We start from the raw sequence: 13,973 nt of genomic DNA, 5'->3' as shown, positions 1-13,973 counted from the left end.
CCTGACAGAGCGCACTCTGTAAACCGTCGCATTTAATAGGCCGTAAATGAAAAAACAGCCTCGAAATTCGCGTCTGGCACGCTAAACTGCGCACCTTGGCCAAAAAGGCTGAACCGGTGGCGGGACGAGATGTTCCAACACCACGAATTCCTCTAGTGAGTAACGATCATGACCCAAGTCAAACTGACTACCAACTTCGGTGACATCGTCCTCGAACTGAACGCCGACAAAGCCCCGATCACCGTGGCCAACTTCGTTGAGTACGTTAAAGCCGGTCACTACGAAAACACCGTTTTCCACCGTGTCATCGGTAACTTCATGATCCAGGGCGGCGGTTTCGAGCCAGGCATGAAAGAAAAGAAAGACAAGCGCCCAAGCATCCAGAACGAAGCCGACAACGGTCTTTCCAACGACAAATACACCGTCGCCATGGCCCGCACCATGGAGCCGCATTCGGCTTCCGCACAGTTCTTCATCAACGTGGCGGACAACAGCTTCCTGAACCACAGCGGCAAGAACGTTCAGGGCTGGGGCTACGCGGTATTCGGTAAAGTGACCGCCGGCACCGACGTTGTCGACAAGATCAAAGGCGTGGCCACCACTTCCAAGTCCGGCCACCAGGACGTACCGGCAGACGACGTGATCATCGAGAAAGCCGAGATCATTGAGTGATATTGCTGATTTCAGATTTACATCTGGAAGAGGAGCGCCCGGACATTACCCGGGCGTTTCTGGATTTGCTCGCCGGACGCGCCCGCTCGGCGAGTGCGTTGTACATTCTGGGCGACTTCTTCGAGGTGTGGATTGGCGACGACGCCATGACACCCTTCCAGCGTTCCATCTGCCAGGCCCTGCGCGAATTGAGCGACAGCGGCACGGCCATTTTCCTGATGCACGGCAATCGCGACTTCATGTTGGGCAAGGCCTTCTGCAAAGCAGCCGGCTGCACCTTGTTGAAGGATCCGAGTGTCGTGCAGTTCAACGGCGAGCCGGTGCTGCTGATGCACGGCGACAGCCTCTGTACCCGCGACGAAGCCTATATGAAGCTGCGTCGCTACCTGCGCAACCCGATCACCCTGTTCATCCTGCGGCATCTGCCGCTGCGCACCCGGCACAAGCTGGCGCGCAAACTGCGCAGTGAAAGCCGTGCGCAAACGCGGATGAAGGCCAATGACATCGTCGATGTCACGCCCGAAGAGATTCCGCGGATCATGCAGGAATTCGGCGTGAAGACCTTGATCCACGGGCACACCCACCGCCCCGCGATTCACAAGTTGCAGCTTGGCGAGCAAGCGGCCCGGCGCATTGTGCTGGGGGATTGGGATCGTCAAGGGTGGGCATTGCAGGTGGATGAGCAAGGGTTTGCGCTGGCGCCGTTTGATTTCACTCCGCCACCGCAACTGGCAGCACCCGCGAACTGAAGGCTGCAGGAGATCCCTGTGGGAGCGAGCTTGCTCGCGATAGCGGATTAACATCCAACATCTTTGTTGACTGATCCACCGCTATCGCGAGCAAGCTCGCTCCCACATGGGTTCCACTGCGTTTGTTAGTGCCCCGCGGAAGCCTCTGGCCCGGCCTTCGCCGTAAACGGCGGCTTCGCCAGCCAGACAATCAGTATCAACCCCACGAACATCCAGCCCAGCAAGGTGAAGTAGTCCACCGTGGACATGATGTACGCCTGGCTGATCACCATCTGGTCCAGCTGCGTATAGGCCTTGGCCCCTGCCCCGCCCAGGTGGGTCAGCGCTTCGCGGGTCGCCGGATCGAAGGGGGTGATGCTTTCGGTCAGGTAAGCGTGGTGCTGGTCCGCCCGACGAATCCAGATCCAGGTGGTCAACGACGCCGCGAAACTGCCGCCCAAGGTCCGCAAGAATGTCGCCAGCCCCGAACCGTCGGCAATCTGGTTCGGTGGCAGGTCCGAGAGCAGGATGGTCAGGGTCGGCATGAAGAACAGCGCTACGCCGATCCCCATGAACAACTGCACCATGGCGATGTGCTGGAAGTCCACTTCATTGGTGAAGCCTGCGCGCATGAAACAGCTCAGGCCGATGGCCAGGAACGCACCGCCCGCCAGCAGGCGCATGTCGAATTTCGGTGCGTACTTGCCGACAAACGGCGCCAGCAGCACCGGCAGGATCCCCAGCGGGGCCACGGCGAAACCGGCCCAGGTCGCGGTATAGCCCAGTCGCGTTTGCAGCCACTGCGGCAAAATCAGGTTGATCCCGAAGAACCCGGCATAGCCCAGGATCAGCACGATGGTGCCGTAGCGGAAGTTGCGATGGGCGAACAGGCGCAGGTTGACCACCGGGTGTTCGTCAGTCATTTCCCAGATCACGAAGAACGCCAAGGCCACCACCGAAATCACCGAGCCGATCACGATGAAGCTGGATTCGAACCAATCGGCATCATTGCCCTTGTCGAGCACGATCTGCAGAGCCCCGACGCCAATGATCAGCGCGATCAGACCGACGTAATCCATCGGTTGGCGGCTGGTGACCACCGGGCGCTTTTTCATCTGCTGGGTGACCACCCATGCCGCGAACAGGCCGATCGGCACGTTGATGAAGAAAATCCACGGCCAGCTGTAGCTGTCGGTGATCCAGCCGCCGAGGATCGGCCCGGCAATCGGCGCGACCACCGTGACCATCGCCAGCAGCGCTAGCGCCAGCCCCCGTTTCGCCGGGGGGTAAACCGCAATCAGCAGGGTCTGGGTCATCGGGTACAGTGGCCCGGCCACTACCCCTTGCAGTACCCTGAAGCCCACCAGCTCCGGCATCGAGGTGGAAATCCCGCACAGGAACGAAGCCAGCACGAACAGCAGCGTCGCCCAGACAAACAGCTTCACCTCACCGAAACGCCGACTGAGCCAACCGGTCAGCGGCAAGGCGATGGCGTTGCTCACGGCGAACGAGGTGATGACCCAGGTGCCCTGCTCCGAACTCACGCCCAGGTTGCCGGAGATCGTCGGCAGCGCCACGTTGGCGATGGTGGTGTCGAGCACTTGCATAAAGGTCGCCAGCGACAGGCCGATGGTGCTGAGCAACAGGCTGGGCGGTGTGAAAGACGCGTTATTGCTCATCGTAAATCCTTTGAAACTCGGCTAGCGCCGCTAACCCTGTGGGAGCGAGCTGTGGCGAGGGGGCTTGCCCCCGTTTGAGTGCGCAGCACTCACAAGATCTTCGATACATCGGAAATTTTGGGACTGCTTCGCAGCCCAACGGGGGCAAGCCCCCTCGCCACAGCTCGCTCCCACAATTTCCGGTTGATGACGGACTGGCGAATCAGCGTTGCGCGGTCTTGCTGACCGCGGCGCTGTTGTCGTGGATCAACTGGGTGATCATCGCGTCGGCCTCGGTCAGCTGACGGTCGTAGACGCTGGTGCTGAACGAAGCCTTCTGCGGCGGCTGTTGCGCCAGCACCGGCCCGCTCTGGTCGTGCAGGTCCACATCGACCATGGTCGACAGGCCGACCCGCAGCGGATGTTTGGTCAGCTCCTCGGCGTTGACGTGGACTCGCACCGGCACGCGCTGCACGATCTTGATCCAGTTGCCGGTGGCGTTTTGCGCTGGCAGCAAGGCAAACGCACTGCCGGTCCCGGCGCCGAGGCTGTCGATGGTGCCGCTGTATTTGACGCTGCTGCCATACAGGTCCGTCTCGATCTGCACCGGTTGGCCGATGCGCATGTCACGCAACTGGGTTTCCTTGAAGTTGGCGTCGATCCACAGCTGATCCAGGGGAATCACCGCCATCAGCGCGGTACCCGGTTGCACGCGCTGGCCAAGTTGTACAGAACGCTTGGCCACGTAACCGGTCACCGGCGCAATCAAGGTGCTGCGGGCGTTGTTCAGGTAGGCCTGGCGCAGTTGCGCGGCGGCGGCCATCACATCCGGGTGCGATGAAACCACGGTGTCATCGACCAGCGCGCTGGTGGTCTTGAGCTTTTGTTCGGCATTGGCCAGGGCGTTTTGCGCCGAGGTCAGGTCGTCACGGGCGTGGGACAGCTCTTCCTGGGAAATCGCCCCGCCGGCGGCGAGGTTCTTGCGGCGGCTGAAGTTGTCCTGGGCCTTTTGCACTTCGGCTTTCTGGGCGTTGACCTGGGCCTTCATGCCGTCCACATCGCTATACAAGCCACGCACCTGACGCACGGTACGCGCCAGATTGGCCTGGGCATTTTGCAGACCGATTTCGGCGTCGTTCGGGTCGAAGTTCACCAGCACCTGGCCTTCATGGACCAGATCGCCATCATCGGCGCCGATGCTGACCACGGTGCCGGTGACCAGCGGCGTGATTTCCACCACGTTGCCGTTCACATAGGCGTCGTCGGTGCTTTCGCTCCAGCGCCCGTAGAATTCGTGGTAGGCCCAGACACCCGCGCAACCAAGCACGACGACGGCAGCCAGGACCAGCAGCATGAACTTGCGCTTGCCCGAATTGGGGTTGCCCTGGGTGTTTTCAGGAGGTTGAGTTGTATCGGCAGTGGCCATGACAAGTACCTTGAATTAGTGGGTCAGCGTGGCTGGCGTGGCGTTGGCCGAGGCGATGGCCTCAGGCTGGAAACCGCCGCCCAGCGCCTGCATCAGTTGGATCGACAGGTCAATCTGCTCGGCATTCAGGTTGGCCAGCTGGCGCTGGGCCTGGAGCAATTGCTGCTCGATGCTGAGCACGTCCAGGTAGTTGCCGATGCCGGAACCGTAACGCTGGACCACGGTGTTGTAGGAATCCTGGGCGATGTCGGTGGCGTGCTGCTGGGCGGCGATCTGCCGGCCGATGTCACGCAGCTGGTTGACGCTGTCGCTGACATCCCCCAGCGCCTTGACCAGGCTTTTGTTGTACTGCGCCACGGCGAGGTCGTAATCGGCGTCGCGGGAATCGAGGTCGGCGCGCAAGCGGCCACCGTCGAAGATCGGCACAGAGATCGTCGGTGCAATGTTGAAGAAGCGGCTGGCCGAACCAAACATCGCATCGCCCAGCAAGGATTCGGCGCCGGCAGCGGCACTGAGGTTCAGGTTGGGATAGAACCGGGTCTTGCCGGCGTCGATGCTTTTGCTCGCCGCTTCGACCCGCCAGCGCGCGGCCACCAGGTCCGGGCGACGCCCCAGCAACTCGGCCGGCAGCACCGAAGGTAGCGCTACCGCACTCGGCTGAAGAATGTTGGGTCGGGCAATTTCATTGCCGCGGTCCGGGCCTTTGCCGAGCAGAACGGCCAGGGCAATTTTCGCGCTGTTCAAGCGTTTTTCGGCGTCGATCAGGTTGGCCTGGGAAGTGGCTTCCAGGCTTTCGGTCTGCTGGAACTGGTACTGGCTGTCGATCCCGGCAGTCAGGCGCCGCTGGCTGAGGTCGAGCATTTGCCGGGTGCGCTTGAGGTCTTCGTTGGACAGGTCGTAGACGATGTGCGCCTGACCGAGATCGCTATAGGCCCGGGCGACATCGGCGGCCAGCGTCAGTTGCGCAGCCTGCTGGTCGACTTCGGCGGCGCGAGCCTGGCCGAGGGCCGCTTCCCAGGCATCGCGTTGACCGCCCCACAGGTCGAAGTCGTAGTTGAAACCGGTGCTGATGTTGCGAACGGTGGCGTAAGCGTCACCCTGCCCGAGCGGGTCCTGGTCCCGGGCCAGGCGCGAGCGGCTGATACCAGCGCTGGCATCCAGGGTCGGCATCCGCGCAGCGTCGGCTGCGGAAGCGGCAGCGCTGGCCTGATGGGCACGGGCATCGGCGATCTGCATGTCCGGGCTGTCGCGCAGGGCCTCGCGGATCAGGCCATCGAGTTGTGGGTCGCCGAGGCTTTTCCACCAGTCGCTTTTTGGCCAGGCCGCGGGGGACAACGTCACACCGCTGAGGGATTGCCCGGCCTTGAGGGTCTTCGCGTCGAGGCTGACGCCTTCGGTTTTCAGGCCGCTGTAACTGGCGCAACCGGCGACGCTCATGGCCAACAGCACCAGGCTCAAGCCGGTACGCAAGGGGTTACTGCTCATTTGTCACCTACCCGCAGCAGCGTGATCGCGTCACCGGCTGCCACCAAAATTTTCTTCAGGATCAACTCCAGGGTTTTCAGTTCTTCCGGAGTGATGGCACCGGCCAGTTCATTCATGGCTTCGGCGCCGATGTGCGGCAACCGCCCGGCGAGCTTCTGCCCTTCTTCCGTGAGCACAAGCTGCACCTGGCGGCGATCTGCCTCGGAGCGTTGGCGGGCAAGGAAACCTTTCTGTTCCAGACGATCGAGCATGCGCGTCATCGAGCCGCTGTCCAGGGACAGGTGCCGGCACAACTCGCCCGGAGAATCGACGCCGTACTGGGCGATGATGATCAACACCTTGAACTGCGCGGCGGTGATGCCGTGGGGTTCCATGTGGGTGTCGATGATCCGGTCCTTGAGCAGCGCGGCACGCCCGAGCAACAGGCCGAGATGGCAATTCTGGAAATCTTCCGGGGAGAAATGTTTCATCTGACCACCAATTAGCTGCCTAGGCAGTGAATGTATGTCAGGATGTTACTGCCTAGGCAGCGAATGTCAACGCAATAGTTAGCATGCTTGGTAAATAGTTGATCAATGGCGTCGGAATTTGTTGCGGCCACACTGACGCCATCGCGAGCAAGCTCGCTCCCACAGGGATCGCACTGGACCTTGTGGGAGCGAGCTTGCTCGCGATGGGGGCAACTCGGTTTTAACGAAAACGCAGGCCTAGAAATCCCGCTTGTAGAAGATGTCCAGCGAACTGGCCACGCCGCCGGCGGCTTCGAGGTAGACCCTTTTGCTCAGCTTGTAGCGCAGGGCAATGGTGTTGGCCGGTTCGAACACGCCGACGCCATAGCGCAGGCTGAGCTTCTCGGAAATATTGCCGCTGGCTACCACACTGGTGGCATCGCCACTGCCCTGGGTGTCTAGCTGGAAGTCCTGGATGCCCAGGTTCTTGGCGATGCCGCTGGTCACCCCGGAGCTACCCATCAAGCCCAACCCGAGGGCCGCTTGGGCGAGCATGTTGTTGTCTTCGCCATTGCTGCTCAGCGGACGCCCGAGCACCAGATAGGACAGGGCCTGCTCCTGGCTCATGGCCGGTTCGGAGAAGATCTGCGTGGTCGGCTGCTCGGCGCTGCCACTCAAACGAATGCCGGCGATGATGTCGTCGATCTTGCGAATGGCCTCGATGTCCAGGTACGGCTGATCGATGGGACCTGCAAACAGCAAGCGTGCCCGGCGCACCGATAGCCGCTGGCCGTAGGCGCGATATCGTCCATCGTTGAGCCACAGCTCGCCACGGGTGTCCATGTTGTCGCCGATGTGCACATGCCCCTGCACATTCGCGGTCAGGCCAAATCCTGCAAAGCTCAGCTTGTCCTCACCGACCAGCACTTCGATGTCCATTTTCATTGCCAGCGGCGGCTTGCCCTCCTCGGTCTGCTGACCGACGATCACCGTGTCATCGGAGACCTTGACCGTCGATGGCGGCAACTCGCGAATGGTGATGTCGCCCCTGGGCACCAGCACTTTGCCGGCGATGGCCAACTCATCGCCCTTCATCGAGATTTTCAGGTCAGGCGCGACTTCCAGCTTGGCGTAAGGCTCGACGGTGACTGGCAACTGCGAACCCTTGAGCGTCAGATCCACCACCAGCGCCTGGCCCCACGCGACGTTGCCGTTCAGGCTGCCATGCCCGGCCTTGCCGCTGTCCCAGCCACCGTTCAGTTGCACGCTTTCACCGGCGATGAGCGCCTGGAGGTGCAGATTTTTCAGCTCCATCGGCAATTCAGGCCCGGAGATCTGACCGTCGCTGAGTTGCAGGCTGCCATTGACTTGCGGTGCCAGCAGCCCACCGGAAATCGTGCCGCTGCCATTCAAGCGCCCGGTCAGTTTTTCGACCATCGGCACGAACGGTCGCGCCACCGACAGGTCCAGCCCGCTCAAGCGGAACGAGCCGCTCAACGGTTTGTTCTTCGGCAACGGATTGAGCTGCGCCTGCACCATCAGCTCGCCGAGTTTGCCACCGACGAAGTTGAGCTCGGTGTCGATGCGCTTGGGCGTGAGTTTGCTGGTGAGTTTCAGGGTCTGGTACGGGAAGTCCAGCCACTGGTCCTTGTCCTTGATGCGCAACGTGCCGCCGCCGGCATCGACGCTGACCTGGCCGTTCGGGCCACTGGCCGGCAGGTCCAGTTGCAGCTCGGCGTTGAGCCGGCCCTGCCAGGCGAAATCCTTCGGCAACCACTGCGCGAGGCTGTCGATCGGGAATTGCTTGAGGTGATAACGCAGCTTCGGCTCGGGCATCAGGCGCGCGTCTTCACCGCACAGGCTGGCCTGACCGGAGGCCCAGCAATGGGCGCCAAAGGTGATTTTGCCGTCCGCCAGGCGTTCGAGTTTCGCCGGCCCTTGCAGCTTCCAGTCCTGGCCACCGGCCTGTATGTCACCGCTGGCCAGGCGTCCGCGCCAATTGCCTTTGTCCAGCGCACCGTCCAGCCCCAGCGCCAGTTTCAGCTTCGGCCCTTGCAGATCGAGGCTCAACTTCTGGTTCTTGATGTCGCCCTGGCCGCTGGCGGTCAGGGTTCCCAGTGAAGTGTCACCGGCCCGGATGCCGCTGCCCTTGAGGTCGACTTTCGCCCGTTGCGCACTGTCCAGCGTGGCGTCCAGGTTCAGGCTTTGCAGGCGATTGTCCTGGAAAGCCAGTTGCGAACCTTGCAGGTCAAGCTTGCCTTGGGGCGCCTTGAGTGTGCCGGCGACATCCACGCGGCCATTGAGCTGGCCCCGCAGTTGCGGCCAGAGCTGGGCCAGGCGCGGCAACTTGAGATCGATCTGGCCGGCGAGTTTCTGTTGCAGGCTGCCTTTGCCGCTGATGCTGTTGTCGCCGAGGCGAACTTGCAGGGTATTGAGGTTCCATTGCTCGCCACGGCCATCGGCCTTGGCCTGGATCACTGCTGGCTGACCGCGCAGTTTGCCCTTGAGGTCCAGGTCGGCATTGAGGCTGAGCACCTCGTTCTTCATCTCACCCGTGCTGCGCAACGGCCCGGCCAGTGTGCCCGGCAGCTCCGCGACCCAGTACGCTGGGTTGATCGCCGACAGGTCCAGCGCGGTGTCCCAGGCAATGCCGTCGGCAAATTGCAGGTTCAGGTGCCCTTCAGCCTTACCCTGCCCGGCCTGGAGTTGAATCTGTTGCAGATAGATTTTCGTCAGGTCGCCCGCGAAAGGGCTGGCCAGGGTGAAGGCGCCGGCCGGACCATCCGCCGCCGCGGCGAAATGCCCAAGGTACTTGCCGTCGGTGTAAGAGACTTCGCCGGTGAACGTGCGAAGCGCTACCTGCGGTTCGTCGAGGAGCGGATAGAGCCTGTGCCACGGAAAATCCAGCCAGTCGATCTTCGCCTCGGCGCTCAAGCCCTTGCTCCAATCCAGCTGTCCGGTGAGCTTGAGGCTTTGCTTGTCGCTGGCGGTCAGGTCCAGCGCGGCGATCTGCGCGCCCTTGGCGTCGACCTTGCCTTGCAGCGCCAGGGTGACGGGCCCTTGCTCGGCGGGCAGCGTGGCTTTGCCGAGCAGCGCGTAGCCGTTCTTCAAGTCGCCTGCCCCCGTGAGTTCAAGCTGATTGAGTTGCAGGGTGTCCGGCAGATCGGCACTGGGCTTGAAGCCATCGGCGGTGATCCGCACCTTGGCCGGCAGGTTTTCCACCAGCGGTTGCAGTTCGCCGGTCAGTTGCCCGTTGAGGTAACCGCTGCTGTCGGCGTTCAGGTTCAGGGTCTTGAGCAGGTCGCCGTCGACTTTCAGCGCCAGCGCCAGGGGGGCAGGCGTCGACAACAGGGTCAGCTTGCCGGAGGCGCTGAGGGGCCAGTTGCCGGAGGGCTGCAACAGGCCGGACAGGTTCAGGCTCAGGTCATCGCGCTGCAACGACACCGCGTCGATCTTCAAACCGGCCGTCGTCCAGTGCGCCGCCAGTTGCAAGCCCTTGAGCTCTTCGCTGCCGTTGAACAACAGGCTGCCGACCTTGATCTCTCCCAGTTCGAGGGCCAACGGTAACTTCAGCTCCGGGAGCGTGATCGGGCCGCTGTCTGGCTCTTCGGCACCCGGCGGGAACGTCAGGCTGACCTGATCGGCCTGCAATTGCTCGATGCACAGGGTCATGCGAGTCAGGCACAACGGCGACCAGGCGAAAATCACCTTGCTCAGTTCAACCCGGTTGCTGTCCTGCTGCCACAGCATCCGGTCGGCACTCCACTGCCCGCCCAGCCGGCCCTGGAAGTTTTCCAGGGTCAAGCCCGGCACGAAACCCAATGCCCAGCGGCTGCCCGTCGCCGTGCCCAGCACCGTGGCCAGCGTCAGGACAACCACTGCCACCAGCGCCACCATCGTCAGCAGTGTTGCTTTCAAACCACGCTTCACAGCTCAGGCCCCATGGAAAAGTGCAGTCGAATACCGCCATCGTCGTCCAGCGCATGGGCCAGATCGAGGCGGATCGGCCCCACCGGCGATACCCAGCGCACGCCGATACCGACCCCGGTCTTGAGGTTCGGCAGTTCGAGCGTGTTGAAGGAGTTGCCCTGATCGACAAAGGTCGCGATCCGCCATTTTTCGGCGATGGAATACTGATACTCCGCGCTGGCGGCGACCATGTAGCGACCACCGATGCGGTCGCCGTCGGAGTTTTCCGGGGACAGGCTCTGATAGTCGTAGCCACGCACGCTCTGGTCGCCACCGGCGAAGAAGCGCAGCGATGGCGGCACCGATTTGAAGCCGTTGGTGGCACTGCCGCCGACCTGCACCCGCCCGAGGAGGCGGTGTTTATCGAACACCGTGGTCAGGCCTTTGACCAATGCCGTGCCATAGAGCAGGTTGCTGTCGGAACCCAGACCTTCCTTGGCCACTTTGGATTCGAATTGCAGGCGATAGCCGTTGTGCGGGTCGATGCGGTTGTCGCTTTTGAGGTACGAATAGCTCACACCGGGCATCAGCAAGGTACTGAGTCCCGAGTCATCGCCCAGTTGGTAATCCTCGCGCTGCCACTTCAGCGATACCACCCGTTGCCAGCCGCTGGGCAGTTTGCTGTGCCACTCGGGGCCGAGGGTCAGCAGCTTGCTGTGGCTGTCCTTATCGGCGATTTCTTCATTCTGGTAGCCACCGGCAAAACGCAGTTTGTCGGTCAGTGGCGGGTCCAGCGGAATGTCGTAGAACAGCCCGACGTTTTGCCGAGGTGCCGAGACTTCGGTTTCCCAGCCATAACTGTGCCCTTGCGCGTTGACCCAGTGCCGGGTCCAGTTGGCCTTGGCCCGCGGGCCGACGTCGGTGGAGAAACCCAGGCCCAGGCCCATGGTCCGCGGCTTGCGGGTTTCGAGCTTGACGTCCACCGGGATCGCCTCGTCCCTGGACGCCGTGGGTGCCGCGTCCACGCGCACGCCTTCGAAGTAGCCGCTCGATTGCAGATTCTGGTTGAGCTCGGCGATCAGTTCCGAGTCATACGGCGTGCCGGTCTTGAACGGCACCATGCGTTGCAGCAACTCGTCATCGAACGGCGTATCGCCCTCGAAACTGACCTTGCCCAAGGTATAGCGCGGACCGCTTTCATAGATCAGTTCGATATCGGCAACGCCGGCCCGTGGATCGACCGACAATTTTGAACGGGTGAAACGGCCGCTGAAAAAGCCATAACGCGAAGCCTGATTCTGGATCAGGCGCTTGGCGTCCTCGTAATGCCCATGGTTGAGCACGGCGCCGGGCTTGAGCGCGTCGCTTTTGGGAATTCGAAAGGCCTTGAGGGAGGCTGCCGGACCGTCGACACGTACCGTGACGTTGCGCAAGTGCACCGGCTCGCCGGGGTCGACCGTCAACACCAGGCGCGGCTTTTCGCCGCCCTTCACTTCACTGTCGATGTGCGGCTGATAATAGCCCAAGGCCTGGGCGGCCTTGCGCGCCTGTTCTTCGGCGCCACGGCTGAAGCGCAGCAACGCTTCTTCATCGCGATCGCCGAGGCTGCCGATATAGCCTTCGATATTGGCTTTCAGCTCGTCATTGGACGGTTTGATCCGTACATCCAATTCGCTTTGTGCCAGCGCTGCGCAGCTGGTCATCAGCATCAGCACACCGCTGGTAATTCTTCCTGGAAACTTCATAGGCGCGGATGCTATCACGAGCATGGATCATGAACATGGAAGCGTGATAGAGCCTGGCATGCAAAGAAAGTTCGCCGTTCAAGCGGTTGCAGTATGTAACACCTGGGGATTGGGGTGAAAAAACACGTGCTCGCGAATCGGTCCTACGGCAACTTCACCGATTTCCTGATAGCCCTGGCGCTTATAGAACTCCAGGTAGCGAGGGTTCCCGGTATCGAGGATCACGCCCTGTGAGTTTTCATCCACGGCGCACCAGTTGTGCACGGCTTGCAACAGTTGTTCGCCGAAATGTTTGCCCTGGAACTGCGGATGAACCCCCAGCAACGGCAGGACGTGCACCGAGTCGTTTGGCACACAGGCTTCCACGGCAGCGTGATACTCGAGGTAGCGACGGGTGCAGCGAAATCCCGTACTGAGCACCATGCGCAGGCGCCAGGCCCAACTTTCGGTGACGCCGAGGCGACGTTGTGGCGGTGCGATCAGGGCGATGCCGATCAGGCGGTCGTTGACCAGCAGGCCGATGGCCGGCAGGTCCTGAAAAAAGTGCTGGGTTACCAACTCGCGCACTGTGGCGCGAACCCGCTGTTCGTAGCCGGGGCGCTCGGCTTCGAACAGATAGCCGAAGGTCGGCTCGTGTCGATAAGCCTGGTACAGCAACGAACGCGCTTCGCGGCCGTAGCCGCTGTCGAGCATGTGAATATCGGCGATGGCGGTCGAGGTTTCGGGCATGACGGTTGATCTCCCCGGCACAGCTCGGGTGGCTGCGCTCTTGTTGTTACGAGCCTGTTGGCGCTGACACAGTTCCGAAATGAGTGTAGGCAATGAAATCGCCTTCGCGAGCAAGCCCGCTCCCACAGGTGATGCGCCAGCCTTGCTTTTGTGGGAGCGGGCTTGCTCGCGAAAGGGCCATCACTGCCCATACACATCTGACAGGCACAGCCGAATCCCCTCACCCCACACTGGCCCGATTCCCACATGTCAGCTAGCATCGCCCTTTTGCCAGGACTGCCGACCATGAAGATCGTCTCCTTCAACATCAACGGGCTGCGCGCCCGCCCCCATCAGCTGGCGGCGCTGATCGAAAAGCACCAGCCCGATGTGATCGGCTTGCAGGAAACCAAGGTCCACGACGAACAGTTCCCGCTGGCCGAGGTGCAGGCCCTGGGTTATCACGTGTACTTCCACGGGCAAAAAGGCCATTACGGCGTCGCCCTGCTCTCGCGCCAGGAGCCGCTGGCCCTGCATAAAGGTTTCGCCACCGACGAAGAAGACGCCCAACGACGCTTCATCTGGGGCACCTTCGCCGACGCCAATGGCGTGCCGGTGACCATCATGAACGGTTATTTCCCACAGGGCGAAAGCCGCGACCACCCGACCAAGTTCCCGGCCAAGCAGCGTTTCTACGGCGATTTGCAGCAATTGCTGGAAAGCCAGTTCAAGAACGACCAGCCGCTGGTGGTGATGGGCGATGTGAACATTTCCCCGGAAGACTGCGACATCGGCATCGGCCCGGACAACATGAAGCGCTGGCTGAAAACCGGCAAGTGCAGCTTCCTGCCGGAAGAGCGCGAGTGGATGGCCCGTCTGAAGAACTGGGGCCTGGTCGACAGTTTCCGTCACTTGAACCCGGACGTGACCGACACCTTCAGCTGGTTCGACTATCGCAGCCGTGGCTTCGAAGACGAGCCCAAGCGTGGCCTGCGCATCGACCTGATCCTCGCCTCCCACGGCCTGTTGCCACGGGTGAAGGCCGCCGGTGTGGACTATGAACTGCGAGGCATGGAAAAACCTTCGGACCATGCGCCGATCTGGCTTGAGTTGAGCTGATTCAGGACCAACCACAATCCCCTGTGGGAGCGAGCTTGCTCGCGATAGCAGTCTTACATTCAACATCGATATTG

At 61.8% G+C, this 13,973-nt stretch carries 10 protein-coding genes; 3 read left to right on the top strand and 7 right to left on the bottom strand.

The genetic code is table 11. The features are described from left to right. The first annotated feature begins 168 nt into the window (after positions 1-168). Positions 169-672: a peptidylprolyl isomerase gene (locus AC1RP7_RS12805; protein WP_008053603.1), complete on the top strand. Its 504-nt coding sequence runs from the start codon at positions 169-171 to the stop codon at positions 670-672. Beyond that, positions 669-1,421, top strand: coding sequence for a UDP-2,3-diacylglucosamine diphosphatase (gene lpxH, locus AC1RP7_RS12800; protein ID WP_090456633.1), 753 nt, complete (start codon positions 669-671; stop codon positions 1,419-1,421). The genes AC1RP7_RS12805 and lpxH overlap by 4 nt, the downstream gene beginning before the upstream one ends. Positions 1,422-1,546: 125 nt before the next feature. On the opposite strand, the gene AC1RP7_RS12795 is transcribed toward lpxH, so the two are convergent. The 7 genes from AC1RP7_RS12795 to AC1RP7_RS12765 all read right to left on the bottom strand — a co-directional run bounded on the left by AC1RP7_RS12795 (position 1,547) and on the right by AC1RP7_RS12765 (position 12,801). Continuing rightward, positions 1,547-3,079: a DHA2 family efflux MFS transporter permease subunit gene (locus tag AC1RP7_RS12795; RefSeq protein ID WP_090456635.1), complete on the bottom strand. Its 1,533-nt coding sequence runs from the start codon at positions 3,077-3,079 to the stop codon at positions 1,547-1,549. 202 nt (positions 3,080-3,281) lie between these two features. Then, on the bottom strand, positions 3,282-4,484 hold the full coding sequence (locus AC1RP7_RS12790; RefSeq protein WP_493180757.1) for an HlyD family secretion protein: 1,203 nt from the start codon (positions 4,482-4,484) through the stop codon (positions 3,282-3,284). A 15-nt stretch (positions 4,485-4,499) separates the two neighbouring features. Next, complete coding sequence (locus AC1RP7_RS12785) at positions 4,500-5,969, bottom strand: efflux transporter outer membrane subunit (RefSeq protein ID WP_493180756.1); 1,470 nt, start codon at positions 5,967-5,969, stop codon at positions 4,500-4,502. Further along, complete coding sequence (locus AC1RP7_RS12780) at positions 5,966-6,439, bottom strand: MarR family winged helix-turn-helix transcriptional regulator (protein ID WP_090456640.1); 474 nt, start codon at positions 6,437-6,439, stop codon at positions 5,966-5,968. Before AC1RP7_RS12780 ends, AC1RP7_RS12785 begins: the two co-directional genes overlap by 4 nt. A gap of 237 nt (positions 6,440-6,676) precedes the next feature. After that, positions 6,677-10,348 (bottom strand): translocation/assembly module TamB domain-containing protein, encoded by a 3,672-nt coding sequence (locus AC1RP7_RS12775; protein WP_493180755.1) that lies wholly within the window; start codon positions 10,346-10,348, stop codon positions 6,677-6,679. Continuing rightward, positions 10,345-12,072 (bottom strand): autotransporter assembly complex protein TamA, encoded by a 1,728-nt coding sequence (locus AC1RP7_RS12770; RefSeq protein ID WP_102671588.1) that lies wholly within the window; start codon positions 12,070-12,072, stop codon positions 10,345-10,347. Before AC1RP7_RS12770 ends, AC1RP7_RS12775 begins: the two co-directional genes overlap by 4 nt. Before the next feature lie 78 nt (positions 12,073-12,150). Then, positions 12,151-12,801: a GNAT family N-acetyltransferase gene (locus AC1RP7_RS12765; RefSeq protein WP_090456646.1), complete on the bottom strand. Its 651-nt coding sequence runs from the start codon at positions 12,799-12,801 to the stop codon at positions 12,151-12,153. A gap of 285 nt (positions 12,802-13,086) precedes the next feature. On the opposite strand from AC1RP7_RS12765, the gene xthA reads away from it, so the two are divergent. After that, on the top strand, positions 13,087-13,899 hold the full coding sequence (gene xthA, locus AC1RP7_RS12760; protein WP_057714133.1) for an exodeoxyribonuclease III: 813 nt from the start codon (positions 13,087-13,089) through the stop codon (positions 13,897-13,899). The last annotated feature ends 74 nt before the right edge of the window (positions 13,900-13,973 follow it).

This window comes from Pseudomonas sp. GW822-FHT01E03, assembly GCF_058802985.1.
The sequence above is the reverse complement of the archived record's forward strand: the minus strand, read 5'-3'. Positions and strand labels throughout refer to the sequence as shown.